This is a genomic window from Nocardiopsis sp. N85 (assembly GCF_028882275.1).
GTDB classification, from domain to species: Bacteria; Actinomycetota; Actinomycetes; order Streptosporangiales; family Streptosporangiaceae; genus Nocardiopsis; species Nocardiopsis lambiniae.
Genome location: NZ_JARBUT010000009.1, coordinates 19,454 through 46,400 on the forward strand (window position 1 = coordinate 19,454; position 26,947 = coordinate 46,400).

Annotated in this window: 20 protein-coding genes; 10 read left to right on the forward strand and 10 right to left on the reverse strand. The window is 73.3% G+C overall.

Going from position 1 to position 26,947, the window contains the following annotated elements:
- Positions 1-63: 63 nt before the first annotated feature.
- Both PWG71_RS14310 and PWG71_RS14315 read left to right on the forward strand, forming a co-directional pair.
- The gene (locus tag PWG71_RS14310; RefSeq protein WP_274810199.1) at positions 64-7,827 is read left to right on the forward strand and encodes a non-ribosomal peptide synthetase; all 7,764 of its coding nucleotides are present in this window, start codon (positions 64-66) and stop codon (positions 7,825-7,827) included.
- A gap of 38 nt (positions 7,828-7,865) precedes the next feature.
- A complete protein-coding gene (locus PWG71_RS14315) occupies positions 7,866-8,078 on the forward strand; it encodes an MbtH family protein (RefSeq protein WP_274810200.1) in 213 nt (70 codons plus the stop codon).
- 64 nt (positions 8,079-8,142) lie between these two features.
- On the opposite strand, the gene PWG71_RS14320 is transcribed toward PWG71_RS14315, so the two are convergent.
- The 5 genes from PWG71_RS14320 to PWG71_RS14340 all read right to left on the reverse strand — a co-directional run bounded on the left by PWG71_RS14320 (position 8,143) and on the right by PWG71_RS14340 (position 14,282).
- A complete protein-coding gene (locus PWG71_RS14320) occupies positions 8,143-9,093 on the reverse strand; it encodes a helix-turn-helix domain-containing protein (RefSeq protein ID WP_274810201.1) in 951 nt (316 codons plus the stop codon).
- Positions 9,094-9,143: 50 nt separating this feature from the next.
- A complete protein-coding gene (locus tag PWG71_RS14325; RefSeq protein WP_274810202.1) occupies positions 9,144-9,968 on the reverse strand; it encodes an ABC transporter permease in 825 nt (274 codons plus the stop codon).
- Complete coding sequence (locus tag PWG71_RS14330; RefSeq protein ID WP_274810203.1) at positions 9,965-10,930, reverse strand: ATP-binding cassette domain-containing protein; 966 nt, start codon at positions 10,928-10,930, stop codon at positions 9,965-9,967. The genes PWG71_RS14325 and PWG71_RS14330 overlap by 4 nt, the downstream gene beginning before the upstream one ends.
- A gap of 77 nt (positions 10,931-11,007) precedes the next feature.
- The gene (locus PWG71_RS14335; protein ID WP_274810204.1) at positions 11,008-13,572 is read right to left on the reverse strand and encodes an ABC transporter permease; all 2,565 of its coding nucleotides are present in this window, start codon (positions 13,570-13,572) and stop codon (positions 11,008-11,010) included.
- A complete protein-coding gene (locus PWG71_RS14340) occupies positions 13,572-14,282 on the reverse strand; it encodes an ABC transporter ATP-binding protein (protein WP_274810205.1) in 711 nt (236 codons plus the stop codon). The genes PWG71_RS14335 and PWG71_RS14340 overlap by 1 nt, the downstream gene beginning before the upstream one ends.
- A gap of 163 nt (positions 14,283-14,445) precedes the next feature.
- Between PWG71_RS14340 and PWG71_RS14345 the strand changes: the two genes are divergently transcribed.
- Both PWG71_RS14345 and PWG71_RS14350 read left to right on the forward strand, forming a co-directional pair.
- Positions 14,446-15,678, forward strand: coding sequence for a sensor histidine kinase (locus PWG71_RS14345; protein WP_274810206.1), 1,233 nt, complete (start codon positions 14,446-14,448; stop codon positions 15,676-15,678).
- The gene (locus PWG71_RS14350) at positions 15,666-16,334 is read left to right on the forward strand and encodes a response regulator transcription factor (protein WP_274810207.1); all 669 of its coding nucleotides are present in this window, start codon (positions 15,666-15,668) and stop codon (positions 16,332-16,334) included. The genes PWG71_RS14345 and PWG71_RS14350 overlap by 13 nt, the downstream gene beginning before the upstream one ends.
- Here the strand turns inward: PWG71_RS14350 and PWG71_RS14355 are convergent.
- Positions 16,292-19,384, reverse strand: a complete 3,093-nt coding sequence (locus tag PWG71_RS14355; RefSeq protein ID WP_274810208.1) for a BTAD domain-containing putative transcriptional regulator — start codon at positions 19,382-19,384, stop codon at positions 16,292-16,294. The two genes, PWG71_RS14350 and PWG71_RS14355, sit on opposite strands and share 43 nt — an antisense overlap.
- A gap of 60 nt (positions 19,385-19,444) precedes the next feature.
- On the reverse strand, positions 19,445-20,380 hold the full coding sequence (locus PWG71_RS14360) for an aldo/keto reductase (protein ID WP_274810209.1): 936 nt from the start codon (positions 20,378-20,380) through the stop codon (positions 19,445-19,447).
- Positions 20,381-20,755: 375 nt separating this feature from the next.
- Here PWG71_RS14360 and PWG71_RS14365 point away from each other — a divergent pair, with 375 nt between their 5' ends.
- Both PWG71_RS14365 and PWG71_RS14370 read left to right on the forward strand, forming a co-directional pair.
- On the forward strand, positions 20,756-21,043 hold the full coding sequence (locus PWG71_RS14365; protein ID WP_274810210.1) for a SelT/SelW/SelH family protein: 288 nt from the start codon (positions 20,756-20,758) through the stop codon (positions 21,041-21,043).
- Positions 21,044-21,094: 51 nt separating this feature from the next.
- Positions 21,095-21,448, forward strand: a complete 354-nt coding sequence (locus PWG71_RS14370) for a UBP-type zinc finger domain-containing protein (RefSeq protein WP_274810211.1) — start codon at positions 21,095-21,097, stop codon at positions 21,446-21,448.
- A gap of 3 nt (positions 21,449-21,451) precedes the next feature.
- Here the strand turns inward: PWG71_RS14370 and PWG71_RS14375 are convergent, their stop codons facing one another.
- Positions 21,452-21,979: a potassium channel family protein gene (locus tag PWG71_RS14375; protein ID WP_274810212.1), complete on the reverse strand. Its 528-nt coding sequence runs from the start codon at positions 21,977-21,979 to the stop codon at positions 21,452-21,454.
- A 42-nt stretch (positions 21,980-22,021) separates the two neighbouring features.
- A complete protein-coding gene (locus tag PWG71_RS14380; RefSeq protein ID WP_274810213.1) occupies positions 22,022-22,582 on the reverse strand; it encodes a PadR family transcriptional regulator in 561 nt (186 codons plus the stop codon).
- A 134-nt stretch (positions 22,583-22,716) separates the two neighbouring features.
- Between PWG71_RS14380 and PWG71_RS14385 the strand changes: the two genes are divergently transcribed.
- Together PWG71_RS14385 and PWG71_RS14390 are read left to right on the forward strand one after the other, a co-directional pair.
- Positions 22,717-23,109 carry a nuclear transport factor 2 family protein gene (locus tag PWG71_RS14385; protein WP_274810214.1) on the forward strand — a complete coding sequence of 131 codons (393 nt, stop codon included), beginning with the start codon at positions 22,717-22,719 and terminating at the stop codon, positions 23,107-23,109.
- A gap of 41 nt (positions 23,110-23,150) precedes the next feature.
- Positions 23,151-23,996, forward strand: coding sequence for an NAD-dependent protein deacetylase (locus tag PWG71_RS14390; RefSeq protein WP_274810215.1), 846 nt, complete (start codon positions 23,151-23,153; stop codon positions 23,994-23,996).
- Between the two features lie 21 nt (positions 23,997-24,017).
- Here the strand turns inward: PWG71_RS14390 and PWG71_RS14395 are convergent, their stop codons facing one another.
- A complete protein-coding gene (locus PWG71_RS14395) occupies positions 24,018-24,992 on the reverse strand; it encodes an alpha/beta fold hydrolase (protein WP_274810216.1) in 975 nt (324 codons plus the stop codon).
- Positions 24,993-25,192: 200 nt separating this feature from the next.
- On the opposite strand from PWG71_RS14395, the gene PWG71_RS14400 reads away from it, so the two are divergent.
- Together PWG71_RS14400 and PWG71_RS14405 are read left to right on the forward strand one after the other, a co-directional pair.
- A complete protein-coding gene (locus tag PWG71_RS14400) occupies positions 25,193-25,798 on the forward strand; it encodes an RNA polymerase sigma factor (protein ID WP_274810217.1) in 606 nt (201 codons plus the stop codon).
- Positions 25,795-26,901, forward strand: a complete 1,107-nt coding sequence (locus PWG71_RS14405; protein WP_274810218.1) for a hypothetical protein — start codon at positions 25,795-25,797, stop codon at positions 26,899-26,901. The genes PWG71_RS14400 and PWG71_RS14405 overlap by 4 nt, the downstream gene beginning before the upstream one ends.
- The last annotated feature ends 46 nt before the right edge of the window (positions 26,902-26,947 follow it).

The window sequence follows — 26,947 nt, forward strand, 5'->3', positions numbered from 1 at the left end:
CCGTACCCGGGTGCCCCGCCCCTCGCGTTCCCTCCCCCACCGACGACGGTAGGAGCACCGAAGATGAACGACGCCCACGGCACGAGCCCCGATCGGGAGCGGCTGCGGCACGAGGTCCTGCGCAGGCTGCGCGACCGGCGCGAACGCACCGACGACATGCCCTCCGTGCCCCGGGACGCACCGGCGGTGCTGTCCTTCGCCCAGCAGCGGCTCTGGGTCCTGGACCGCATCCGGCCGGGCCGGACCGACTACAACTCCGGGTTCGCCCTGGACCTGCGCGGCGCCTTGGACGTGGAGGCGCTGGGCCGGGCGCTGACCGCCCTGGTGCATCGGCACGAGTCGCTGCGCACCACGTTCCACGAGATCGACGGAGAGGGTCGCCAGGTCATCGGGCCGCCCGCCCCGCTCCCCCTGACCGTCACCGACGTCCCCGAAGAGGAGATGGACGAGGTCGTCGGCCGCCACTACGGCGCGCCCTTCGACCTGGAGACCGGGCCGCTCCTGCGCGTGCACCTGTTCCGGACCGGGGACCGGCGCCACGTCCTGCTCGGGGTGCTGCACCACATCATCACCGACGGCTGGTCGCTCGGCACGCTCCAGGGCGAGCTGGACCGCCTGTACACGGCCGCGGCGCGGGACCCCCTGCTGACGGGGGACGCACTCGCCGCGACCCTGCCCCCGCTCCCCTTCCAGTACGTCGACCACGCCGTCCGCCAGCGTGAACGGCTCACCGGCGACGCCTACGAGCGGTCGCTGGACCACTGGCGGGAACGGCTCGCCGGCGCACGCCCCCTGGCGCTGCCCACCGACCGGCCCCGCCCCCCGGTACGGAGCATGCGCGGCGCGGGCCACGCCTTCCGTCTGCCGGCGGAGTCGCTCTCCCGGATCGAGCAGGTGGCCCGGGAGCACGGTGCCAACCTCTACGCGGTGTTGACGACCGCCACCCGGATCGCCATGGCCCGCTGGACCCGGGACGAAGACGTGGTCCTGGGCACCGTCACGGCGGGCAGAGAGGACCCCCGGCTCCACGGCCTGACCGGTTTCTTCGTGAACACCCTCGCCCTGCGCGGCCGGGTGGACGAGAGACTCTCCTTCGCCGACAACCTCGTTCGGACCCGCGACGACGTCCTGGCCGACTTCGACCACGCCGAGGTCCCCTTCGACGCCGTCGTGGACGCGGTGCTGACCGAGCGCGACCCCTCCGTGCCGCCGCTGGTGCAGGCCGCCCTCGTCCTCCAGAACACCGGGGACGGCGCGGGCCCGGCTCTGGGCGACCTCGATGTGCGTCCCTTCCCGGTACGACGCGAACAGGCGGTCTTCGACCTGACCCTGGAATTCGCGGTGGACGGTGAGGGGCTGGCCGGGTCGGCCGAGTTCGCGACCGACGTCTTCGACGAGGCCACCGTCGCCCGGTTCGTCTCCGATGTGCTGGACGTGCTGGCGAACGCCGGCGACGACCGCCCGCTGCGCGCCCTGCGTCCGGGCGCGGGGGGTTCGGGGGTGGTGTCCGGCGCGCCCGGCCCGCGCCCGCGCACCCTTCCCGAACTGCTGGCGGAACAGGTGGCGGCCCGTCCCGACGCCCCGGCCCTGATCGGCGCGGAGGAGGTCGTCTCCTTCGCCGAGCTGGACCACCGCGCCGCGCGGGTCGCGGGCCTGCTGCGCGACCACGGCGTGCGGCGCGGCGACCGGGTGGGGGTGTGTCTGGAACGCGGCCCGGAGTCGGCCGTGCTGCTGGTGGCCACGATGTACGCCGGCGCCGTCCACCTTCCCCTCGATCCGGACTATCCGGCCGACCGCCTGGCCTCCATGATCGAGGACGCCTCCCCCGCCCTGGTCCTGGCCGCCCCCGGAACGGCCGACCGGTTGCCCGGATCGGTTCCGGTGCTCCACCCCGGGGGCGAGGGGACGGGCGTTCCCCTGCGCGAAGCCGTCACGGTGGACGATCCGGCGTACATGATCTACACCTCGGGTTCCACCGGGCGGCCCAAGGGCGTGGTCGTCCCCCACCGCGGTCTCGCGGCCCTGGTCCGCGCCCAGGGGCGTCTGATGGACGTCGGCCCCGACTCCCGCCTGTTGCAGTTCGCGTCGCCGAGCTTCGACGCCTCCGTCGCGGAGTTGTCGGTGGCCCTGTTCAACGGGGCCGCGGCCGTGCTGCTGCCCCGGGCCGACCTGGCCGGAGAAGGACTGCCCGCCGCGCTGCGCGACCATCGGATCAGTCACGTGACCCTGCCCCCGGCGCTGTTGCCGAGCCTGTCCCCTGACGACCTGGGACCGGTCCGGCACCTGCTCGTCGCGGGCGAGGCCTGCCCCGGGGACCTGGTCGCGCGCTTCTCCGTCGGCCGCCGGATGTACAACGCCTACGGCCCCACCGAGGCGACGGTGTGCACCACCATGAGCACCCCCCTGTCGGGTGCGGGCACCCCGCCCCTGGGAGATCCGATCGACGGGACCCGCGTCCGGGTGCTCGACCGGTGGCTGCGCCCGGTGCGCGACGGGGTCCCCGGTGAGCTGTACATCGCCGGGGACGGGGTCGCCCACGGGTACCGGAACCGCCCCGGCCTGACCGCCGGGCGTTTCGTGGCCGACCCCTTCGGGCCGCCCGGGACGCGCATGTACCGTTCCGGCGACGTCGTGCGGCGTGGACCCGACGGGGCGTTGGAGTTCCTGGGCCGGGCGGACGACCAGGTGAAGGTGCGCGGCCACCGGATCGAGCCGGGTGAGGTGGAGGCGGCGCTGGCCGATCTGCCCGGAGTCGCGCGGGCCGTGGTCGTCGTGGTCGGCGAGGGATCCGGGCGCCGGCTGGCCGCCTACGTGGTCCCCGAGGCCGGGGCCGCGCCCACGCCCGACGAACTGGCGGCGCGGGCCGCCGAGGTGTTGCCCGGGTACCTGGTCCCGGCCGCGTTCGTCACGGTGGACGACGTCCCCCTGACCCCCAACGGCAAGACCGACCGCCGGGCGCTGCCCGCCGTCGACTGGGCGGCGCAGTCACGGGCCGGGTACACCGCCCCGCGCACCGCGGCCGAGCGTGACCTGGCCGACCTGTGGTGCGACCTGCTCGGGTTGGAACGTGTCGGGACGCACGACGACTTCTTCCGGGTGGGCGGCGACTCGGTCGGCGTGGTCCGCATGGTCGCCCGCGCCGCCGAGATCTTCGGGACCCGGCTGCCGGTGCGCACGGTCTTCGATCACCCGACCATCGCGGAACTGGCCGAAGCGCTGGCCGCCGGAGGCGACGGCGACGGCGGCGCGGTCATCACCCCGCTTCCCGAGGGCGTCGAGCCGCCTCTCTCCGCGGCCCAGCGCCGTCTGTGGTTCCTGGACCGGTACGAGCCCGGCGGCTCCGAGTACAACTCCGGCGGCGCGCTGCGGCTGACCGGGCCGCTCGACGTCCCCGCCCTGATCGCCGCCCTCGACGCCCTGGTCCACCGGCACGAGTCGCTGCGCACCACGTTCGCCGAACGCGACGGACGCCCCGTGCAGGTCATCGGCGACCCGGCCGGGGGCGGCCCGGCCACCTCCGACCTGCGCCGCGTCCCGGCCGGGGAGCGCGAGGCCGCGCTGGACGCGGTGCTCTCCGAGTTCGTCCACCGCCCCTTCGACCTGGCGGAGGGGCCCCTGTTCCGAACACTCCTGGTCTCCCTGGGCCCCGAGGAGCACGTCCTGGCCCTGGGCATCCACCACATCGTGGTGGACGCCTGGTCCCTGTCGATCCTGACCCGGGAGCTCGGCGCGCTGTACCGGGCCGCGGCACGGTCGGCGGACCCCGTCGATCCGGCCGGACTCGCGGAACGGGCCGGGCTGCGCCCGCCCCGCCTGCGGTACGCCGATTTCGCGGCGTGGCAGGACGCGCACCTGGAGTCCGACGTGTTCCGCGAGCGGCTCGACCACTGGCGGGAACTACTGGCCGGGGCCGAACCCCTGGCCCTGCCCACCGACCGTCCCCGGCCCCCGGTCCGGCGCAACCGGGGCGCCCTGCACGCCTTCGAGATCCCCGCGGAGACGCTCGCCTCGGTCCGGCTGCTGGAGGCCTCCTGCGGTGTCACCCTCTTCATGGTGCTGACCGCCGCCGTGCAGGTGGTCCTGTCCCGTCACACCGGACAACGGGACATCGTGCTGGGGACGGTGACCTCCGGCCGCGACCGCGCGGAGTGGGAGGACGTGGTGGGCTTCTTCGTCAACACGCTCGCCCTGCGGACGCGCGTGGACGAGGCGCTCACCGGGAGCGGGCTGCTCGCGGCCGTCCGCGAGACCCTGATCACCGCCTTCCAGCACGGCGACGTCCCCTTCGACACCGTGGTGGAGGCGGTCTCGCCGCGCCGCGATCCGTCCCGGCCCACCCTGGTGCAGGCGGTCGTCGCGTTGCAGAACGTCCCCGGCTCGGCGTGGGAGATCGACGGGTTGACCGTGGCCGAGCAGCCGCTGACCCGGCACTCCTCCCTGTTCGACCTCAGCGTGGACTTCCACGAGGACGGGGACCGGCTGCGCGGATCGGTCGAATACGACACCGATCTGTTCGACCCGGGGACCGTCGCCCGGTTCGCCGAGCACGTGGTCGCCCTGTTGGCGGGGCTCGCGGCCGATCCCGGAGCGCCCGTGCACACCCTGTCGTCGACCACCGGGGGCCGGGGCCCGGACGTGCTGGAGGGCCCGGAGGCGGAGGTGGCCGAGGGCCATGTCCTGGACGACCTGACGGCGTTGGCGTCCATCGACCCCGACCGGCCCGCGCTGACCGCGGGGGCCGTCACCCTGACCTTCGACGGGCTGAACCGGAGTGTCGACCGGCTGGCCCGGCGGTTGGTCGCGGAGGGCGTGGGCCCCGGCGACCGGGTGGCCACCGTGCTGCCCCGCACCGCCGACGCGGTGATCGGACTGTTCGCGATCCTGCGGGTCGGCGCCGCCTATGTCCCCGTCGACCCCGCCGCTCCCACCGAGCGGGCGCGCACCGTGCTGGAACGGTCGGGCGCGGTCCGGGTGCTCACCACCCGGGACACCCTGGAGACGGTGCGGCGGTCCCTGGGCCGAGAGGTCGCGGTCACCGTGGTGGACGGGTCCGAACCGGGTCCGGACACCCCGTTCAGCGACTCCGACCGGGTCCGACCGCTGCACGGAGCGCACCCCGCGTACGTGATGTTCACCTCGGGCTCGACCGGGACTCCCAAGGGGGTCGTCGTCACCCACGGCAACCTGTCCGCCATGGTCGCCGCCTACCGGGCCGCGGTGCTGACGGACCCCGGTGTCCGAGGCCGCCGGCTCACCGCCGCGCACCTGGCGTCCTGGACCTTCGACGCCTCCTGGGACCCGTTCGTGTGGCTGTTGGACGGACACCACCTGCACGTCATCGACGAACGGACCCGCACCGACGCCGAGGCCCTCACGGCCCACCTGGACGAACACCGGGTGGACTACCTGGACGTCACCCCCTCGTACCTGGCCCGGCTGGTCGCCGTCGGGCTGTTGGACGAGGGGCGGCACCCGCTCACCGTCCTGACCGTGGGGGCCGAAGCGCTGGACGACGCCCTGGCCGAACGGCTCGCCTCGGCCGGGGTCCGCGCCGTGCACAACTTCTACGGTCCGACCGAGAACACCGTGAACAGCACCGTGTGGCGGGTCCGGGCGGGAACGCGCCCGCTGATCGGCCGACCGGTCGCCGGGACCCGGGCCCTGGTCCTGGATCACTGGCTGCGGCCGGTCCCCCCGGGTGTGCGCGGGGAGCTCTACCTCGCGGGAGCCTCACTGGCCCTGGGGTACGACGGTGACCCGGCGGCCACCGCCGAACGCTTCGTGGCCGACCCGTTCGGCTCGGGCGGACGGCTCTACCGGTCCGGGGACGTCGTCCGCCGGACCGCGGACGGCGAACTGGAGTTCCTGGGGCGCGACGACGACCAGGTGAAGATCCGCGGTTTCCGGATCGAACTCGGCGAGGTCGAATCGGTGCTGGCCGCGCTACCGGGGATCAGGTCCGCGGCGGCCGTGGTCAGGGAGGACCGCCCCGGGGTGCGCCGGCTGGTGTGCTACGTCGTACCGGAGGGCACGGCCGTCGGCGTGGACGCGGCGAGCGTGCGGGAGGGCGCCGCGCGCCGGCTGCCCGACTACATGGTGCCGACCGCCGTGGTGGTACTGGCCGATCTGCCGCTCAACGCCAACGGCAAGACCGACCGCCGCGCGCTCCCGGCCCCCGATGACGACGCCTTCGACACCACCGGGTACGCGCCCCCGCGCGGACCCACCCAGACCCTGCTCGCCGAGATCTGGGGGGAACTGCTCGGGTTGGAGAAGGTCGGCGCGCACGACAACTTCTTCGATCTGGGCGGCGACTCCATCCTGAGCATCCAGATGGTGTCCCGGGTGCGTGCGGCCGGAGGGGAGCTGACCTCCAAGGACGTCTTCCTGAACCAGACCGTGGCGGCGCTGGCCGCCGCCGTGGACGGGCGCGCGGAGGTGCGCTCCCCCGGGGACGGCACGGCCGACGGCCCGGTCACCGGGACCGTCCCGCTCACACCGGTACAGCACTGGTTCCTCGACACGCACCCCCGCTCTCCTGAGCACTTCGACATGTCCCTGCTGGCGGAGACCGCGCCCGGTACCGATCCGCGGCTGTTGGCCCTGGCCGCCGAGCACGTCCTGGCCCACCACGACATGCTCCGGGCCAGGGTCGAGCGCACCGACGAGGGCTGGCGCCAGCACCTGGACGCGGACGCGGTCCCGGGCGCGGTGCGGATCGTGGACGCCACCGGCGAGGTCGACCCGGAGGAGGTCGTGGCCCGCGAGGCGGGTCGGGAGCGTCCGGCCACGCGTCTGTCGCGGGGGCCGCTGTTCGAGGCCGTGGTGGTGGACACCGGGGCGGAGGACCGGCACCGGCTGCTGCTGTCGGCGCACCACATGGTGGTGGACGGGGTGTCGTGGCGGGTGATCCTGGAGGACCTGGCCGCCGCCTACGAGCGGCTCCGGGACGGGCTCCCGATCGATCCGGGCCCCAAGACCACCCCGTTCCCGGTGTGGGCGGAGCGGTTGGTCGACTTCGCCCGGAGCGGCGGGTTCGCCGAGGACCTGGCCGCCTGGGTCGAGATCTGCTCCGGGCCCACCGCCCCCCTTCCTCTGGACTCGGCCGAGGGGCCCAACGACGTCGCCTCCCAGAGGGTCCTCTCCTCGGGGTTGTCGGAGGAGGAGACCGAGGCCCTGCTCTCCCGGGTGCCGGGGGCGTTCCGCTGCCGGATCGACGACGTGCTGCTGGCGGCGCTCGGCCGGATCCTGGCCGACTGGACCGGCTCCCGGCGGGTCCTGGTGGAGAAGGAGGGCCACGGCCGCGAGGACCTCTTCGAGGACGTGGACCCGTCCCGCACGGTCGGCTGGTTCACCACCGTTCACCCCCTCCCGCTGGAACTGCCGGAGGACGACGACTGGGCGACGACGGTGACCGCCGTCAAACGCCGGATCCGGTCGGTGCCGCGCGGCATCGGGTTCGGCGCGCTGCGCCACCTGGTGGACGGCCCGGACACCGAACCGCTGCGGGCCCTGCCGGACCTCCCCGTCTCCTTCAACTATCTGGGCCGGTTCGGCGGAGCGGGCGGGCACGGGCCGATCCGCCGGTTCACGCCCGTCCCCGGCCCGGACCACGCTCCGCATGAGGAGCGCACCAACCTGCTCGACGTCACCGGTTCGGTCACCGACGGGCGGTTGGAGTTCTCCTGGACCTATTCGGCCAACCGTCACCACGACCGGACCGTGGAACGCCTGGCCCGGACCTTCACCGAGGCCCTGCGCGCGTTGATCGCGGCGGCCGGCGCCCCGCGCCGCGACCGACGCGGACGACCGGCCGACCGGACCTGATCCGTCCACCGCAGAACACCGAGAGGAAACGAGGAACCATGAGCGACAACCCCTTCGAGAACGACGACGCCACCTACCTGGTGCTGGTCAACGCCGAGGGACAGCACTCCCTGTGGCCGTCCTTCGCGGAGATCCCCGAGGGCTGGGACATCGCCCTGGAGGAGACGTCCCGGGCGGCGGCGCTGGCCTACGTCGAGGAGAACTGGACGGACATGCGGCCCAAGAGCCTGGTGGCCGCCCTGGACGGGTAGGACCGCGGACGACGACGGCGGGGGCGGCCTCGGGGCCGCCCCCGCCTCGTGCGCGCCAGGCGTCTCAGGCGCTCTCGGCCCAGGGGTCCCATCCCCGGTTCCCGTGCCCCGTGTTCCGGGCACCGTCACGGTCGAGCAGGCTCCGGCCGAGTCCGGTGGCCGTGTGCCGGACCCGGTTGCCCTCGCGGGTCGTGGTGATCAGCCCGGCCTCCCTCAGGACGGCGGTGTGCTCGCTGACGCAGGTGGGCGACACGTGGAGGGTCCTCGCCAGTTCCCCCGTGGAGCTCGGGGAGAGCACCTCGCCCAGGACCGCGGCGCGGGTCCGGCCGAGCAGTCGGCCCAGAGCCTCCTGGGAGCGGTCGGGGGTTTCGGCGAGCAGCGGGTCGAGCGCGTCGTCCGCCCCCAGTGCGGGGAACAGCAGCGCGGTGCGCGGCCGTCCCTCGTCCGGGTCGATCCACCGCTCCACCCGGGGCACCGATTCCAGGAACACGGAGGGGACCAGCTCGAACCCGTACCCCCCGGGATCGACCTCCCGGTCCCGGCCGTCGGGGAGTTCGACGCCCGTGTCCGTCCACCGGCACCCGCCGCCCAACGCCTCCAGCGCCCTCTCCGCCCCCTCCCCCGCCAAGAGGGCGCCGATCCGGTAGGCGGCCCGGACCCGGATCACCCGCAACCGGTCGAGGTCGGGCGTGATGACGGCCCGGGCCACCCGGGTCAGGGTCCGGGCCGCACGCCGCACGCGCTCGGGCGCGTGCGGCGCGGGGACGCCGTCATGGGCGGGGGACACCAGGGCGAGGACGTCGGACACGAGCCCGTGGGCCTCGGCCAGGTCGGAGCGCACGAACGGAAGGGCGGAGAGCCGGACCCGGGTTCGACGCGTCCACCGACCCGCGCCGGGCCGGGCCGGGCCGGCCAGGACGGCCCGCAGGGCGTGGGCGGCCTCGATGAGCGCGGACGGCTCCGAGCGGACGCGAACGCGCGCCATGTCCCGCGCCGTCAGGCGGATCGTGGTCATGTGGAACGTCCTTTCCGACCGTTGGAGGGCACCGGGGCGATGACCCGGCTTCACCTGACCTTGCGCAGGTAGGCGCGGAGGGCGAGGGGCAGGAGGAGCACGTGGCAGACCACCACGGCGATCAGGCTCACCGTGAGGGGACCGGCGACGGGGCCGCCGATCATCAGTCCGCGGACGGTGTCCACGAAGTGGGTGACGGGGTTGACGCTCACCCACAGCTCCAGCCAGCGGGGCATCGTTTCCGGGTCGGCGAAGATGTTGCTGCCGAAGGTCAACGGCAGGATGACCGCCATGGCGATGCCGGGCACCGCCTGGGGTGCGGAGACGACCATGCCGACCAGGACCGACAGCCAGCACAGGGTCAGCCCGAACACGACGACCAGGACGCAGGCGAGCAGGGCGGAGAACGGATCGGTCTGGACCCGGAAGCCCAGGGCGAACGCCAGGAGCAGCAGCACGGTCACCGCCACCGCGTAGCGGACGACGTCGCCCAGTACCGCGCCGACGAGGGGGGCCGACCGCGCGATCGGCAGACTCCGGAACCGATCGAACACCCCCTTGGAGATGTCGGTGTTGAGCGCCATCCCGGTCCCGATGCTGGCGTACATGGTGATCTGCACCATCAGTCCCGGGACCAGGGTCTGGAGGTAGTCCTGCCAGGTGCCGGAGATCGCGCCGCCGAACAGGAACACGAACACCAGGAGGAACAGGACCGGCTGGATGACCGTGTCGATGAGGGTCGTGGGCGTCCGCAGGATGTGGCGCAGGTTGCGGTCGGCCAGCGTCAGACCGTGCCCGAGCGCCTCGAACGGACCGATGCGTCGGCGGGCGCCCGAGGGGGCGGCGGGGGCCGGGGGCAGGGTCGTGGCGGTCATACGACGGTCTCCTCGGGAGTGGCGTCGGGCAGGGGACGGCCGGTCAGGGAGAGGAAGACGTCGTCGAGGTCGGGCAGCCGCAGGGACAGCTCGTCGGTGGCGATGGCCTCTTGGTCCAAGCGGCGGACCAGGGCCGACAGCAGGACCGGGTCGTCGGTCGGGGCGGAGATCGTCATCGCGTCCGTTCCCAGGAGGGGGGCGGTCCCGAGCAGATCGGCGACGATCCCGCGTACCCGTTCGGTGTCCGCGGGGTTCACCGTGCGCACGTGCAGGGTCTGGGAACCGGTCATGCGCTTGAGCTCCCGGGGGGTGCCCTCGGCCACCACCCGGCCGCGGTCGATCACGGTGATCCGGTCCGCGAGTTCGTCGGCCTCCTCCAGGTACTGGGTGGTGAGCAGGACGGTGGTGCCGTCGTCGGCGAGGCCGCGCACGATCCGCCACAGCTCCCCGCGACTGCGCGGGTCCAGACCGGTGGTGGGCTCGTCCAGGTAGAGGACCCGGGGCCGGCCGACCAGGCTGGCCGCCAGGTCGATCCGGCGCCGCATGCCCCCGGAGTACGTCTTGACCGGGCGGTCGCCGGCCTCCACCAGGTCGAAGCGCTCCACGAGTTCCCTGGCGCGCGCCCGCCACCGTCGTGCGGGCAGGCGCAGCAGCCGTCCGATGAGTTCGAGGTTCTCGCGGCCGGTGAGTTCCTCGTCCACCGAGGCGTACTGGCCGGTGAGGCCGATGAGCCCGCGGACCGCCACCGGATCGCGCAGCGCGTCGTACCCGGCGATGCTCACCGTGCCCTCGTCGGGCCGTGACAGGGTGGCCAGGATGCGCACCGCGGTGGTCTTGCCCGCGCCGTTGGGGCCCAGCACGCCCAGGATCGAGCCGGTGGGGACCTCCAGGTCGACCCCGTCGAGGGCGATGGTCTCGCCGAACCGTTTGACCAGGCCTTGAGCCCGGATACAGATATCCATCCCGTTTTCCTCCTCGGGTCCGTGACCACCCTCCCGGGGCCGGCGGACAACGGGCGGACAACGGGCGGACACCCGTGTCACTCGCGGACGCCGATGGCCGTCACGGCGGGGACCCGCAGTGCCAGGCGGGCCGGGACCATGATCGAGACGACGGCCGGCACAGCCGTCACGGCGACCGCGGCGGCGTAGATCAGCGGTGATCCCGCCGGGAGGGGCGTGCCGAGGAAGGCCAGGCTCAGCACGGCCAGGGGGAGCGCGGCCGCCGCCGTGCCCAGCAGGACCGCGAGCACCGCGATCGTCCACGCCTCCCAGCGCAGTGAGCGCAGTACCTGTCGGCGGGTCGTCCCGATCAGTCGGAGCAGGGCGAACTCCCGGGATCGGGCGGCGGTGGCCATCACCAGGCCGTTGACCACGGCGATCGCGATGTAGCCCAGGATGACCGCGAGCCCGACGAGGTTGACCCACGCCGCCAGGTCCGCCTCGGCACGGGCCCCGTCGGCGAATCCGCCCCGGTCGGTCGGCACCAGCGTGGGACGTCCTTCGACGAACTCCGTCAGCGCCGCCTCCAGCTCCTCGGGGGAGGTGTCCGGTGACGCGCCCACCAGGGCCAGGGAGGGTGGTCCCGTATGTCCGATCAGGACCTCCTCGGGCACGATCGCCCCGCCCAGACCCAGCCCGCGCTCATAGGTGGCGACCAGCCGGAGTGTGGCGTGCGCGCCGTCGCCCAGCCGTACCTCCAGCTCGTCACCGATGTCCGCGCCGAGCAGGTCGGCACCGGAGCGCTCCATGGCGACGGTCCCGCCGACCAGGTCGGCCGGGTCCCCGGAGACGATGCCGGGATCCAGATTGTCCGTCAGTCCCTCGGGGGCGGCCCCGCGGACCGAGAAGGACGCCAGGTCGGGGTCCCCGAACACGGAGTAGGGCACGAACATGCGGCTTTCGCTCAGGGGTGTGACCGTACCCGTCTCCGGGAGCGCTCGGAGTTCCGCCAGGACATCGGGGGCGATGCCGCCGGAGCCCCTGTCCGCCACCACGGCGTCGGCGGTGACCCCTTCCTCGACCTGGGCCGTGACCGCGCCGGACAGGACCCCCTGGGTGTAGACCATGGACAGGGTGAAGCCGACGGCGAGCACCAGCGGGGTGAGGACGGCGCCGAGGCGGCGCGGGTCGGAGACGATGGCCTCCGCGGCCAGGAAACCGCTGACCCGGAAGCGCCGCAGCGGACGCACGATGACCGCGGCCAACGGACCCAGCAGCGCCGGCCCGGCGAGGGCGACCGCGATCACCGACAGCAGGACCGCGCTCCCGGTCCCGGCGGCCCCGGCGTCGTTGCGCAGGGCGATCGGGGTCATCGCCGCGCCGATGCCCAGCGCCAGGCAGACCATCCCCGCCGCGCCCCGCCAGGATGCCGGTGCGCGACGGGGCGCGACGGACTCGCGCATCGCCTCCACCGGGTCGGTGCGGGCCGGGCGCAGCGCCGCGGCCACCCCGCCGACCAGCGCGGTCAGCGCGGTCAGCAGGACCGCCCCGACCAGGGGGAGCGGACCGGTCACCAGCGGCAGGTCGGCGGGGAGCACCCCGAGTCGGACGAAGGCGGTGCGCATGGCGTGGGCGACCAGGACACCGAGCGGACAGCCCAGGAGTCCGGCCGCCAGGGACAGCAGGAGGGCCTCGGCGCCGACCATGCGCAGGACCTGGCCGGGGGTGGCACCGATGGCGCGCAGCACGGCGAATTCGCGCCGTCGGGTGTTGATGGACAGGGCCAGGGTCCCGGCCACCACGAACAGGGCGATGAGAACCGCCAACCCGCCGAACGAGGCGGAGATCAACAGCAGCAGGCCTCGGGCCGCGTCCATGTCGGCGAACTCCACCCGGTCGGCGGTGTCGCCGGTGTGGACCGTGACGTCCGTGTCGGCCGCGGCCTCCGTGACGGCCGCCGCGAGCGCGTCGGCGTCGACGCCCGGGGCGGCGATGATCCCGATCGCGTGGACGGCGGGGGGCGCGTCGGGGTCGCCCCCGACGTCCGCCAGGCGCGCGACCTCGTCGGGATGGAGGAAGACCGGGCTCCCGCGCCCCTCCCCCGGGCCCTCGTGGACGACGGTGCCGCTGACCCGGTACTCGGCGGGCACCGCCGCCCGCACGATCCGAACGGGATCACCGGGGCCGACCCCGAGGGCGTCGGCCAGGTCGACGGGCAGTGCCACCTCACCCGGCCCCTCCGGGGGCGCCCCCTCCCGTACGGCGAACGGCGCCAGGGGGGCGGTGTCCCAGCCGTGGCCGAGGGCGGGCAGCGGCCGGTCCCCCTCCGCCGCGCCGATCGCCAGGGGCAGGTGGTGATCGCCGACCGCGAGGGCCACCTCGTCCAGGGCTCCCAGCGACGCGACCAGGTCGACGGGCACGGGCGCGGGTTCGGGGAGCCGCGCGGAGGTGGTGAAGTCCCCGCCGGGCGGGCGCAGGCTCCTCTCCCCGACGACCACCGCGTCCGCGGCCGCGTAGCGGTACGGGGACACCGACGAGCGCAACCCGGACTCGGCCAGGACACCGGAGGCGCAGATGAGGGCGGTGGCGCACAGCAGGGCGACGAAGGCGCCGGCGAAGGCGCCCTTACGGGCGCGCAGGGTCTTCCAGGCGATGTCGAGCATCAGTGCTCCCCGAGGCGGCTCATCCGCTCGGCGACGGCGGCGGAGGTGGGGGCGGCGAGGGAGTCGACCAGCCGGCCGTCCGCGAGGAAGAGCACGTTCCCGGCGTAGGAGGCGGCCACGGGGTCGTGGGTGACCATGAGGACCGTCTGTCCCAGAGCGGCGACCGTGTCCCGCAGCAGGGCCAGGACCCGGGCACCGGTGCGGGAGTCCAGTGCGCCGGTGGGCTCGTCGGCCAGCACCAGGTCGGGCCGTGTGATGAGCGCCCTGGCGATGGCCACCCGCTGCTGCTGTCCCCCGGACAGTTCGGCGGGGCGGTGGTGCAGCCGATCCTCGATCCCCACCTGCCGCACGACCCGTTCGGCCCAGTCCCGGTCCACCGCGGTCCCGTTCAGCCGGAGCGGCATGGTGATGTTGTCCTGGACGGTGAGCGCGTGCAGCAGGTTGTAGGACTGGAAGACGAAGCCGACGCGCTCTCGGCGCAGCCGGGTGAGCCGGTTCTCGGACATGTCGGAGAGGTCCACGCCGCCCAGCCACACCCGCCCGGAGGAGGGCCGGTCGAGGCCGGCGGCACAGTGCAGGAACGTGCTCTTCCCCGATCCGGAGGGTCCCATTACCGCAGTGAAGACGCCTTTGGCAAGCTCTACGGAAATACCCTGAAGCGCATTCACTTTTCCAGCACCCGAACCGTAGGTCCGGTAAACTTCGCGCATTCTCAGAGCAGGATTTTCCTCGGGGGTTTCGGACACGCCGTAAACAGCTCCCCGAACTGATGCTCTTCTGCCGAACACGAGGACTCCTTCGTCGATTCTCGCAGGAATGCTAACATTCCCCCGAGAATGGCCTTGTTCTTTATTCAGCCTTCGGGGGACCTCCTTGGCACACCTGGGCGCGTCCCTGCTCGGCCACCGTCCGACTCTGGAGAGAGCGGCCGTCGGGGCCCGGTACACCCTGTCGGCGGGTGTGGGGGCGCTGCGCTCCTGGCTGATCCTGGGTGGATTCCTTTTCGGTCAGGTCCCGGTCATCCTCCTCGTCGGCGCGCCCCTGCTCAGGCGCATGACGGCGCTGTTGGAGCGCAATACCGAAAGGGACGCGCGCGCGGCCCTGGCCCACTTGGACCGGGCGGCCGGAAAAGAGGTCACGAACACGACCGCCCTCCGTTTCGAGTTCTGGAGGTCGCTGTGCTGGACGGCCGCCAATTGCCTGCTCGGGCTGGTCGGCGCGCTCACGGCGTTCGTCCTGGCCGTGGGGGTGGTCGTCTCCCTCACCTGTCCGCTGTGGTGGTGGGCGCTGCCGCCCGGGATCGCCGTCAGTCCGGGCGGATACCCGGTGGACTCCTGGGCCGCCGCCCTGTGGACCCCGCTCGTCGGCCTGGCCTACCTGGGCCTGTTCGTGTTCTGCGTCCCCCGCCTGGCCACCGGGCACGCCCTGGCCCTCCGCCGCATCCTGCTCAGCGGGGAGACCGGGGGGCTCAGGACCCGGATCGCCGAGGTCACCGCGCTGCGGCGGGTCGCCTTGGAGGCGCACGGTCTGGAACTCCGACGCATCGAGCGGGACCTGCACGACGGCACCCAGAACCGGCTGGTGGCGGTCCGCATGCACCTGGGGCTGGTCGAACGCCTCCTGGACGAGGACCCCGAGCACGCCCGCCGACTGATCACGGTCGCCAAGGGCGCGGCCGAGGAGGCGCTCAAGGAGCTGCGCGCCGTCGTGCGCAGCATCTATCCCCCCATCCTCGCCGACCAGGGGCTCGCCACGGCGGTCACCTCCTTGGCCTCCCGGTCGGCCGTCCCCTGCGCCGTGGAGGTCGAGCGGCTGTCCGGCCTGCCCGCCGCGGTGGAGACGGCCGCCTACTTCGTCGTCACCGAGGCGCTGACCAATGTCGCCAAACACTCCGGGGCCGCGAGCGCGCGCGTCACCATCGTCGGGGACGGTGAGGAGCTGGTCGTCACCGTCGCCGACGACGGTCGTGGCGGTGCGGACGAGTACCGGGGAAGCGGTCTGGCCGGAATCCGGCAGCGGGCGGCCGCCCTGGAGGGCCGTACCCGGATCGAGAGCCCGCCCGGCGGGCCGACCACGATAGAGGTGAGACTGCCATGCGCGTTCTGATCGCCGAGGACGACGCCCTCCTGCGGCAAGGACTCGTCCTCCTGCTGGAGACGGAGGGGTTCGAGGTGGTGGGGGCGGCCAGGGAGATCACGGAGTTCTGGAGCCTCTTCGAGGCGCACCGACCCGACGTCGCCGTCCTCGACGTCCGGTTGCCGCCGGGCCTGCGCCGCGAAGGGTTGGAGGCCGCGGCCCGGCTGCGCGAGAGGTCCCCCGGTTTCCCGGTCCTGGTGCTGTCCGCGCACGTCGAGGACGGTTACGCGGCCGAACTGCTGGCCGACAGCCGGGGCATCGGCTACCTTCTCAAGGACCGGATCGGCGACGTCGCCGAGTTCGCCGACGCCCTGCGCCGGGTGGCCGGGGGCGGGGTCGCCCTGGATCCGGAGGTGGTGTCCCACCTGTTGTCCGGCCCCACCCGCAGGGACCCGCTGGGGTCGCTGACCCCCCGGGAGCTGGAGGTGCTCGGTCTCATGGCCGAAGGCCACGACAACACGCGCATACGCGAACTGCTGGGGCTCTCCACACCGGCGGTGGGCAAGCACATCGGTTCGATCTTCGCCAAACTCGGGCTCACCCAGGAGGGGAGCGGACACCGCCGGGTCCAAGCGGTCCTGGCCTACCTGAGGAGCGGGTCGGCCCCGGCGGCGCCCTCGGTGTAGGCGCGCTCGAAGCGCTCCCGGCCCAGCGCCGAGATCAGCGCGGCGGCCAACGAACGCACTCTCGGGCTGCCGTCGTCGCGCCGTCCTCGGATCCGCGTCGCGCTTCCGAGGACGCGGGCCGCGTCCTCGGGCCGCCCCGTGTGCCACAGGCCGTCGGCCACCGTCTCGGTGGCCTCCGCGCGGACGGCGGCGACACCGAGGAGGTCGGCGGCGGACCGGGCCCGCAGGGCGATGCCGTGCGCCTCCTCGGCGTCCCCCTCGGCCAGCGCCAGGGCCGCCTCCCGGCACAGGACCGTCACCCGCAGGTAACCGGTGTCGGCCAAGGGTCCGGCGAGCAGCCGTCGGGCACGGTCCAGCAGCTCCCGGGCGGCCTCCGGCCGCCCCCGGGACAGTTCCAGGTCGGCCAGCCCGGCCAGGCACATGATGCGGTGTTCGGCGGTGGGGGCGGGCTCCGCGTCCAAGGCCCCGAGGAAGACCTCCTCGGCCTCACGGGCCCGCCCGGCCCGGACGAGTTCGCCGCCCAGGCGGATCAGGACGGGGGTGCGGCGGTCCGAGGCTCCCGAGGCGCCCTCCAGCTCCCAGGCCCGTCGCAGATCGGCGACCGCACCGTCCACGTCGCCACGCGCGGAACGGAACCCGGCCAGCGCGGCGACCAGCTGGGCCGCCGTCCACAGGTCCCCCGACTCCCGGAACGCCTCCGCCGAGTCCGCCGTACGCCGTTCGGCTCCGATGACGTCCCCCTCCGCCTCGGCGACCAGCGCGGAGGTGGCCGCGCCCGCCGCCCGCACCCAGGGGTGGGGGTGGGCCGCGGCGGTCGCGGCGTCGGCCCGCATGCCCGCGAGGTCGCCGACCAGCAGGCGGTGCTTGGGAACGATCATCGCCAGCGGAGGGTGGTCGGCCAGCACGGCCGTGTCGAGCGCGAGCGGTCGGGTGCGGGCCCCGGCGTCGGCCTGCGGCCGGGGCAGGATCGCCCGGACCGCCCCGGCGACCGTCCGGGCCGTCGGGGTGAGCGCCTCCGGGCGACGGTCGAGTTCGCCGAACCAGCGTTCGGCCTCCTCGTAGCGGCCCCGGATGATCCAGTACCAGCTCAGCGCCACGGTGATCCGGACGGCCTCGCCCGGGTCGCCGCCCCGACAGGAGTGGCGCAGCGCCTCCAAGAGATTGTCGTGCTCGGTGTCGAGGATCTCCAGGCCGCGCGGCTGGTCACGACCGAGCAGCATCGCGAACGCCGCCTCGGACAGATCGGCGAGGTGGCGAGCCGCGACGGCGTGGATCCGTTCCCCCTCGCCCGCCTCGTACAGGCGTTCCTCCAGGTAGACCCGGGTGGTCTCCAGAAGGCGGTGGCGCGGTCCGCCCCGGGAGGAGTCCACGGGGGCCAGCAGGGACTTGTCGGTGAGCGAGGCCAGGAGGAACGGCACCTCGCCCTCGGGCACGCCGTCCCCGACGCACACCGCGCGGGCGGTGTCCGCGGTGGCGCCGCCGGGCAGTACCGCCAGGCGCCGGGCCAGCACCCGTTCGTGTTCGGTGAGCAGGTTCCAGGTCCAGTCCAGGACGGCGCGCAGCGTCCGGTGTCGGGCGGTCCCGGCCCGTCGCGGCCCGGACAGGAGCCGGAAGCGTTCGTCGAGGTGGTGGGCGACCTCGCGGATCGGCATCGACCGGGTCCGCGCCGCCGCCAGCTCGATGGCCAGGGGAAGGCCGTCCAGGCTGCGGCAGATCTCGGTGACCGCGGCCGTGTCCTCGGCGTTCACGCCGCCCGGACGCGCCAGGGAGGCGAGTTCGATGAACATCGCGACGGCCTCGCCGCCGCCGTCCTCGGGAACGCGCATCGGCTCGACGCGGACCAGGGCCTCGCCCGTGACCGCGAGGGGTTCCCGGCTCGTGGCCAGGACCCGCAGGGTCGGGCAACGGGCGAGCAGTCCGACGGCCAGCTCGGCGGCGGGGTCCACCAGGTGTTCGCAGTTGTCCAGGACCAGGAGGGTGGGCGCGGCCGACAGGGCCGACACCAGCCGGGCCGTCCGGTCGGGGCCTGGCTGCGCCGGGAAGGAGCCCTCCGCTCCGAGACCCGCGGTGACCGCCTCGGTCAGGCTGTCCTCCGCGCGCAGCGGTCCCAGCTCCACGAAGCACACGCGGGTGCCCGTGGCCGCCCCGGAGGCGTACTCGGTGGCCAGCCGGGTCTTGCCCACCCCTCCGGGGCCGAGCAGGGTCACCAGGCGGGTGCGCTCCATGAGCGCGTCGATGGCGGCGAGTTCGCCCCGGCGCCCGAAGAAGCGCGTCAGGTAGGGGTTGGTCCACCCCCGAGGCGGGGCGGGAGGCCGGTGGCGGAGGATCTCGCCGTGGAGGTCGCGGAGCCACGCGGAGGGATCGGCGCCCAGTTCTTCGGCCAGGGCGCGGCGCAGGTCCTCGAAGACGGCCAGGGCCGCACCGCTCTGTCCGGTCTCGTGCAGGACCCGCATGAGCAGTCCGTGGCGACGTTCGCGGGTCGGGTGACCCGCGCACAGCGCCCGCAGTTCGGGGACGAGCGCGGCGGGGTCGCCCAGGCGGGACAGGGCGTCGATCCGGTCCTCGACGGCGGTGGAGCGCACTTCCTCCAGGCGGGGGGCCTCCCGCCGGGCGAAGTCGGCGTCCACCCCGCCGAAGGGGTCGCCCCGCCACAGGGACAGGGCCTCGTCCAGGGTCTCGGCCGCCCGGTCCGGGGCGTGTTCCCTGAGGAGTCGGGCGCCCTCGGCGGCGAGTCGTTCGAAGAGGTGGGCGTCGACCGCCTCGGGCGATACGTCCAGGCGGTATCCCCCGCCGTGGGCGACCGGGCCGATCTCGACGCCGTGCCCGCGCAGCCGGACCCGGGTCCGCGAGACCAGTCGGCGCAGGGTGTCCGCGCCGCCCTCGGGAGGGCCGTCGTCCCACAGGTCGGCCATGAGCGTCTCCGCCGGGACCACCCGGCCGGGGGCCAGGGCCAGCCGGGCGAGCAGGGCGGACATGCGCCTTCCACCGGGCGGCAGGGCACGGCCCTCTCCGTCCCGGATCTGGAAGGGTCCCAGCATCGCGACGCGCACCCCGTCAATCTGCCAGAGCGGTGGGGCACCCACAAATCGTCCGCGGACGGCGGGATCCGGTCAGGGGACGCGGTGCCCGGCCGCCCGGGTCAGTTCGTACCACTCGGGGCGGGTCAGGGGGATGTCCGATCCCCGGGCCGCCCCGATGACCCGCTCGGGGGTGGTGGTCCCGAGCACGACCTGCATGCGGGCCGGGTGCCGGGTGATCCACGCGGTGGCGATCGCGATCGACGGCACACCGTACTTCTCGGCGAGTCGGTCGATGACGGCGTTGAGTTCGACGTACTCGGGAGAACCCAGGAAGACGCCGTCGAAGAACCCGGCCTGGAACGGGGACCACGCCTGGACGGTGATGTCGTGCAGTCGGGCGTGGTCGAGGACCCCTCCGCCGTCGACGGTCGTCGCCTGCGGCTCGCCGACCATGTTCGAGGCCAGTCCCTGGGCGATGATCGGGGCGTGGGTGAGGGACAGCTGAAGCTGGTTCACCACGAGCGGGCGGTCCACGTACCGGCGCAGCAGGTCGATCTGACGAGGAGTGTGGTTGGACACCCCGAACGCGCGCACCTTCCCGGCGGTCGCCAGTTCGTCGAAGGCCCGTGCGACCTCCTCGGGCTCGACGAGCGCGTCGGGCCGGTGCAGCAGCAGGATGTCGACGCGATCGGTGTCCAGGGCGCGCAGCGATTCCTCGACGGACGAGACGATGTGCTCGTGGGAGTGGTCGAAGTAGGGGCCCTCACGGACGATGCCCACCTTGGTCTGGATGGTGACGGCGTCGCGTTCGGCGGGCGTGAGGCGCATCGCCTCGGCGAACCGCCGTTCGCATTCGTGCGTGGTCCGGCCGTAGATGTCGGCGTGGTCGACGAAGTCGATCCCGACGTCCCGCGCGGTGCGCACGAGGGCGCGGATCTCGTCGTCGCCCTTGTCGGCGATGCGCATGAGGCCGAGCACGACATTCGGGGCCGGGATGTCCGTCCCGGGCAGGGTGAACGTCTTCACTGGTCGGGTTCCTGATTCGTTCGTGAGCGGGTCCGAGGCTCACGCTAGGGGGACGTCCGGCCACAAGTCCAACACGGGGAAGCGCCGGGATTCGGAAGGCGCGCTCACGAATCCGCCGGGGACACCGTGTCCCTCCCATCACGCCGGGGGCCGGCCGACGCCCGTGGAACCGGTCCGCCGGGCGCGGGAGGCCGGTCGGGTCCGGGTCGCGGTGTACCACCGGCCCGCCGTCCCCGACGAGCCGGTGGCCGAGGGGCTCGCCGTCGCCCCGGTGGAGAAGCCGCCGGACGGCACCGGCCGGGGACGAGGGGCGTGTCGGCCCCGCGTCCGGGGTCCGACCCCGCGGGGGGAAGGGCGTCGGGCATACTGGTCCCCATGTCGGAACGGACCCCCCGCCTGGAGATCGAGTACTGCACGCGCTGCCGATGGCTGCCGCGCGCGACGTGGATGGCGCAGGAACTGCTCACCACGTTCGAGGCCGAACTCGGGGAGGTCGCGCTGGTCCCGGGCACCGGCGGGGTGTTCGAGGTGCGGATCGACGGGGAGACCGTGTGGTCGCGCGCCAGTGACGCCGCCTTCACCGACGCCGCCGACATCAAGCGGCTGGTCCGTGACCGGATCGCGCCCGACCGCCCGCTCGGGCACTCCGAGCGTCGCGACTGACACGGGCGCCGCGTCCTCTCGGAATCGGCGTCCGGCGACTACCGTGGCCCCATGAGCGACTCGGAGAACGCGATCGACACGTCCGTCCCGCCCAGCGGACCCGGATGCCGGGAGTGTCTGGCCGGCGGCGGGTGGTGGGTCCACCTGCGCCGTTGTGCGGTCTGCGGGCACGTCGGCTGCTGTGACAGTTCGCCCGCTCGGCACGCCGGCCACCACTTCGAGGAGACCGGCCACCCGATCATCCAGAGCTTCGAACCGGGCGAGGTGTGGTTCTACGACTTCCGCAGCGGGAGGACCGAGAGCGGTCCGGAGCTGGCCCCGCCCACCTCACACCCCGAGGACCAGCCGGTGCCGGCGCCCGCCGACCGGGTGCCCGCCGACTGGAGGGCGCACATCCACCGGTGATCCTCATCGGGGGTCGCCGTGGCCCCGGGCCCGCAGTCGAGAGGCCACCAGGCGCGCCGCTCCCGCGATGACCGCCACGTTGAAGATCATCTGGGCGATGAACAGCCCGCGCGCCCACTGCCCTTGGGCGTGGATGTCGCCGTAGCCGACGGTGGCCGGCGTGGTGAGCGCGAAGTAGAGGGCGTCGGTCCGGGTCTCCAGGCCCACGAACTCCCCGGGGCGGACGAGGGCGACCCCGTGGTCGGCGAGGGCGAACAGCGCGATCCCGCAGACGGCGATGAGGATCGGGGGCCGCAGGGGCAGGGTGGCCGGGTCCTCGCGTCCTTGGCGGCGGGCCGCCCGCAGCATCGACAGGCAGACGAGGCAGATTCCGAGGGCGAAGACGATCCAGCGCGCCCACACCTGCCAGGACGTCGCCGTGTACTCGAAGGGGACGACGTAGTACAGGACGAGGATCAGGACGACCTCGCCCGTCAGGACCGCGCGGTCCCACCGACGGAGGATCGGGATCCTCCCACTCGCAAAGGACATGACCCACAGTCATAGCACGGACACCGTGCGTCCCCGTGGCGTTCAGCGCAGGGCCGCGCGGCGCTCCAGGACCGTCAGCACCCGCTCGTACCAGCGCAGGTTCTCCTCCTCCAGGGCGATGCCGCGCAGCAGGGTGAGGTAGGGGCCGACCCGCTCGGCCTCGGCCAGGTGCTCCTCCTCGCTCCGCCCCTCCCGGAGCAGGTCGCGCAGGCGCAGGTAATGGGCGAGGCGGGCGCGCGACCAGTCCCCGCGTTCGGTGACGGCGGTGCGCACGCCGTCGAGATCGCCCGCGTCGACCGCCTGCACCTGGACCATGAGTTCGTCGCGGATGGCGATGGGCCGGGGCGCGCGGGCGGTGAAGGCGCGCAAGTGCTCGTGGCCGTGGTCGGTGAGGGTGAAGACGCGCTTGTCGGGCCTGCGCTCCTGGCGGACGACGGTCGCCTCGATGAGCCCGTCGCCCTCCATCCGTTCCAGTTCCCGATAGATCTGCTGGGGGGTGGCCATCCAGAAGTTGGCCACGGAGGAGTCGAAGATCTTCGTCAGGTCGTATCCGGAGGCCGGCCCCTCCAAAAGGGCGGCCATGACGGCGTTGCGCAGTGCCATCCGGTCACTGTAACGCCCACCTCCGGGACTCGCCTCGTTGATTGATCAAAAAATCGAATAGTGAACCCGTGTACAGCGCACCGAGGAGCTGCTAGCCTCCAGGCCTATTCAACTAATTGACCAAGGAGTGCGCCATGGGAAGCTTCCGTGAGGCCGTCGAAGCCCGGGACGCCGACGCGCTCGCCGGACTGCTGGCCGACGATGTCGTCTTCACCAGCCCGGTCGCCTTCAAGCCGCACCACGGCAAGGCCGTCACCGCCGCCATCCTGCGCGCGGTCCTGCGGGTCTTCGAGGACTTCCGCTACGTCGGCGAGTACACCTCCGCCGACGACCGCGAACACGTGCTGCGCTTCCGGGCCACGGTGAGCGGCAGGGAGATCGAGGGCTGCGACCTGCTCCACTTCGACGACACCGGCCGGATCGACGCGCTCACCGTGATCGTCCGCCCGCTCTCGGGGCTCCAGGCCCTGGCCGACGCCATGAACGCGCAGTTCGACCGCGTCCACCAGGAGGCCGCCGCCGAATAGCGGGTGGGTCGACCGCGAGGGCTGCGCATACCCTCGAAGGCGTGACGAACGCATGTGAGAGGACCGACCTCACCGCCACCGCCGAGCGCATCCGCGAGACCCTGGGCCAAGGCCCCGTCCTGGCCCTGACCGGCGCGGGCATCTCCACGGATTCGGGCATCCCCGATTACCGGGGTCCCGACTCACCGCCCCGCACCCCCATGACCTACCAGCAGTTCGTCGGCGACGCCGCCTTCCGCCGCCACTACTGGGCGCGCAACCACGTCGGTTGGCGACACGTGCACCGGACCCTGCCCAACCAGGGCCATCGCGCGCTGGCCCGCATGGAGGCGGTGGGGGTCGTCTCCGCCGTCATCACCCAGAACGTGGACACCCTGCACGGGGCGGCGGGCAGCCGCGCCGTGATCGACCTGCACGGGCGCTACGACCGGGTGGTGTGCCTGGACTGCTCGCGGGTGATCCCCCGCGAGCGGTTGGCCGAACGGTTGAGCGAGCTCAACCCCGGTTTCTCCGACCGGGTGGGCGACATCGAGATCGCCCCGGACGCCGACGCCGCCCTGGCGACCACCGAGGGTTTCCGGGTCGCCGACTGCTCCGCCTGCGGGGGCGTGCTCAAGCCCGACATCGTCTACTTCGGCGAGAACGTGCCGCCCGAACGGGTCCGCCGGGGGTACCGGCTGGTGGAGGAGTCCACCGCGCTCCTGGTCGTGGGGTCGTCGTTGACGGTCCTGTCGGGGCGGCGGTTCGTCAAGGCCGCCGCCGACCGCCACCTGCCGATCGTCATCCTCAACCGGGGCGAGACCCGCTGCGACGCCCTGGCCGACCTCACCGTGGACGCGGGCTGTTCGGAGGTGCTCACCGCCCTGGCCGACACCTACACCCGCTGAGGTCGGCCAGGGGTCCCTACCTCAGTCCAGGCCGGTGAGGAAGTCGAGCAGGGCGGCGTTGACCTCCGCGGGCCGCTCCTGCTGGGTCCAGTGACCACAGCCGGGCAGGGTGACGTCCCCGCGCAGGTCGGGCACGATCGCGGTGAGCATCGACCGCAGCTCCGGCACTCCGCGCATGGCCAGCACCAGGTCCATGGTGCCCACCATGTACAGGGCGGGCACGTCGATGGTGCGACCCTGGAACGGGGACATGAGCCCCTGGTTCGCCTCGATGTTGCGGTACCAGTCGAGCGGACCCGTGTAGGCGTGCTCCCCGTGCAGGGCGTGTTCGCGGGCGAAGACCGCGATGTCCTCCTCGGTGATCCAGTCGGGCAGCGACTCCGGTTCGGGCAGGCTGTCCACGGACGTGCTCCCCTCGGGGATCATCCAGATCCGCGGCCCGTCGGGCCTGGGGTCGTCACCCGAGGCCCCCACCAGGACCCGGCGCAGGAAACGGGCGGGGTCGGCGGCCATCTCCGCGTCGGCGCGCCCGCGTTCCTGGAAGTAGACCTGGTAGAAGCCCTCGCCGTAGATGTGCCGGGTGACCGAGGGCGACGGCATCATCGCCGGCACCACCGGCGGCACGCTCAGGCCCACCACGCCGCGCACCAGATCGGGGCGCATGAGCGCGGTGGCCCAGGCCACGGGGGCGCCCCAGTCGTGGCCCACCAGGACGGCGCGCTCCTCCCCCAGCGCGGAGATCAGCGCGACCACGTCGCCGACCAGTCGGGGGAGCGAGTAGTCGGTGACCTCCTCGGGGCGTTCGCTGCGGCCGTACCCGCGCTGGTCGGGGGCGACGACGCGGTACCCGGCCTCGGCCAGCGGGGCGAACTGGTGCCGCCAGGAGTACCAGCCCTCCGGGAAACCGTGCAGGAGCAGCACCAACGGCCCGCTCCCCTGTTCGGCGACGTGCAATCGGATCCCGTTGACCTCGACGTCCTTGTGCTCCACGTTCATCGTCCGCTCCTCAAGCCTGTCGGGGGGTGACGACCACGACGCTACAACGCCCCCCTTCCCCGGCGATGTCCACCCGGGTGACGACGGAGGGAACCCTTTCGGCCGAAGACGCGAAAGGAAGAAGGAGCGCGTTCGCGGTAATCCGCGCCTCCTCTCCAGGGACTACTTCCCCGAGAGTCCGACGACGGTGAAGGAGACCGATGAGGACCGACAGGGCCGAGGCCCCGCCCACCGACCGGTTGGCGGACCTCTATGACCGCTACCACGCCAGGATCCTGGCGTTCTGTCTCCTACGCTCGGACGAGTCCGTGGCGGAGGAGGTGGCCAGTGAGACGTTCGTGATCGCCTGGCGCAGGCTGTCGACCGTCCCCGACCCGCCTCTGCCGTGGCTTCTGGGGGTCGCCCGCAACCTGCTGCGCAAACAGTACGGCGCGCGGATGCGCCGGGAGACCCTGCTGCGCCGGTTGGCCGAACTCACGAACGACCGCGACCAGCGCGACTGGGACGTCGCCGAACGGTTCGTGCTGCGCGAGAGCGCCGTCCGGGCCCTGAGCGAGCTCCCCGAACGGCACGTGGAGGCGCTCACCCTCGTCGCCTGGCACGGCCTCACCCCCGCTGAGGCGGGGAAGGTCCTGGGCTGCTCCGCGACGACGTTCTCGGTCCGTCTGCACCGGGCTCGGCGTGCGCTGGCCCGGCAACTCGACGTCCTGGAGGGTTCCCACGGCCGCAAGGCGTCGGACGGACGTCCCCCCGAACCCCGTTCCGGCCACCCGACGGTCCGCAACGTCCACCAGGAGGCACGATGACACAGGACGACATCCTCGACGCCGTGTCGGCGCTGGAGCCCGGGGCCGTGCGGGAACGCGCGGAGCACCTCAGCCACCTGCACCGCGAGCGGGTCCTCGAACGGGCCCGGGCCGCGGGCGGACGGCGGGCGTTCCTGCGGGCGACGGCCGACCGCCGGTGGCGGCTCCCGGTGACGGTGGGGGCACTGGCCACCGCCGCCGCGGTCGGGGCGGGGATCTTCATGTACTCGCCGCAGACGATCATCGTCCCCGGCGGCCCCGCCGACGTCCAGGGCGGTACCGCCCAGGCGCCCGCCTACGCCGACGCGCGGGAGGTGTTCATCGCCGCGGCCGAGGCCGCCGCAGCCGAGGAGACGGCCGTGGGCGACGTCTGGTACATCCGCACGCACAACCGGCGCCCCGCCGGACCCGTGGGGGGCGGATCCGATTACACCGTCCACCAGACCTTCACCGAGGAGCAGTGGTACGAACTCGGCGGCGACTTCCGGAGCCTGAACAACCTCAACCTGAACGCGGAGAACATCTTCCCGACCGAGGAGGACCGTGCGGCCTGGGAGGAGGCGGGGTCACCCGATTTGAACCACAGCACCCCCGCGAGCACCGGTTACCACGGCGAGTTCGTCAACATCATCGACTCCCGGACCTCGGAACTCCTCGAACTGCCCGGTGACCCCGAGGAGCTGGAGACCCTGTTGCGCGAACGGTGGTCGGCGTCCCTGTCCCTCACCGACTCCCCGGTACCGGAGACCGAGGCGGAGTTCGACTCCTACGTGCTCAGCGTCTTCCCGGACCTCGTCACCGGCGCGCTGCGGAGCGAGACCCGGGGCGCGTTCTTCGCCCTGGCCGCCGAGGCGGAGGGGATCGAGCTGGTCGGCCCGGCCCAGGACCAGCTCGGCCGACCGGGGCAGCGGCTCAAGGTGACCGACCCGAGCATTCCCGACGCGGACCTGTCCTTCCACTGGATCGTGGACCCCGAGTCGGGGACCCTGCTGAGCACCCAGATGGACGAGCAGGTCTGGGTGACCTACGAGCAGGTGGGTTTCGTCGAGGAGATCGGCGAAGCGGCCGTCCCCGTCGAGTACGAGAACCGGTACGGGAACTGACCCGCGGGAACCGACCCGCACGACGGACCGACACCCGGCCCGCGCC

Bases quoted from the DNA above. Each gene is read 5' to 3' on its own strand.
- PWG71_RS14335 (WP_274810204.1), bottom strand. From the start codon at position 13,572: ATGCTCGACATCGCCTGGAAGACCCTGCGCGCCCGTAAGGGCGCCTTC.
- PWG71_RS14310 (WP_274810199.1), top strand. From the start codon at position 64: ATGAACGACGCCCACGGCACGAGCCCCGATCGGGAGCGGCTGCGGCAC.
- PWG71_RS14380 (WP_274810213.1), bottom strand. From the start codon at position 22,582: ATGGCACTGCGCAACGCCGTCATGGCCGCCCTTTTGGAGGGGCCGGCC.
- PWG71_RS14320 (WP_274810201.1), bottom strand. From the start codon at position 9,093: ATGACCACGATCCGCCTGACGGCGCGGGACATGGCGCGCGTTCGCGTC.
- PWG71_RS14370 (WP_274810211.1), top strand. From the start codon at position 21,095: ATGAGCGACTCGGAGAACGCGATCGACACGTCCGTCCCGCCCAGCGGA.
- PWG71_RS14395 (WP_274810216.1), bottom strand. From the start codon at position 24,992: ATGAACGTGGAGCACAAGGACGTCGAGGTCAACGGGATCCGATTGCAC.
- PWG71_RS14385 (WP_274810214.1), top strand. From the start codon at position 22,717: ATGGGAAGCTTCCGTGAGGCCGTCGAAGCCCGGGACGCCGACGCGCTC.
- PWG71_RS14350 (WP_274810207.1), top strand. From the start codon at position 15,666: ATGCGCGTTCTGATCGCCGAGGACGACGCCCTCCTGCGGCAAGGACTC.
- PWG71_RS14315 (WP_274810200.1), top strand. From the start codon at position 7,866: ATGAGCGACAACCCCTTCGAGAACGACGACGCCACCTACCTGGTGCTG.
- PWG71_RS14340 (WP_274810205.1), bottom strand. From the start codon at position 14,282: ATGCGCGAAGTTTACCGGACCTACGGTTCGGGTGCTGGAAAAGTGAAT.
- PWG71_RS14365 (WP_274810210.1), top strand. From the start codon at position 20,756: ATGTCGGAACGGACCCCCCGCCTGGAGATCGAGTACTGCACGCGCTGC.
- PWG71_RS14400 (WP_274810217.1), top strand. From the start codon at position 25,193: ATGAGGACCGACAGGGCCGAGGCCCCGCCCACCGACCGGTTGGCGGAC.
- PWG71_RS14405 (WP_274810218.1), top strand. From the start codon at position 25,795: ATGACACAGGACGACATCCTCGACGCCGTGTCGGCGCTGGAGCCCGGG.
- PWG71_RS14325 (WP_274810202.1), bottom strand. From the start codon at position 9,968: ATGACCGCCACGACCCTGCCCCCGGCCCCCGCCGCCCCCTCGGGCGCC.
- PWG71_RS14375 (WP_274810212.1), bottom strand. From the start codon at position 21,979: ATGTCCTTTGCGAGTGGGAGGATCCCGATCCTCCGTCGGTGGGACCGC.
- PWG71_RS14330 (WP_274810203.1), bottom strand. From the start codon at position 10,930: ATGGATATCTGTATCCGGGCTCAAGGCCTGGTCAAACGGTTCGGCGAG.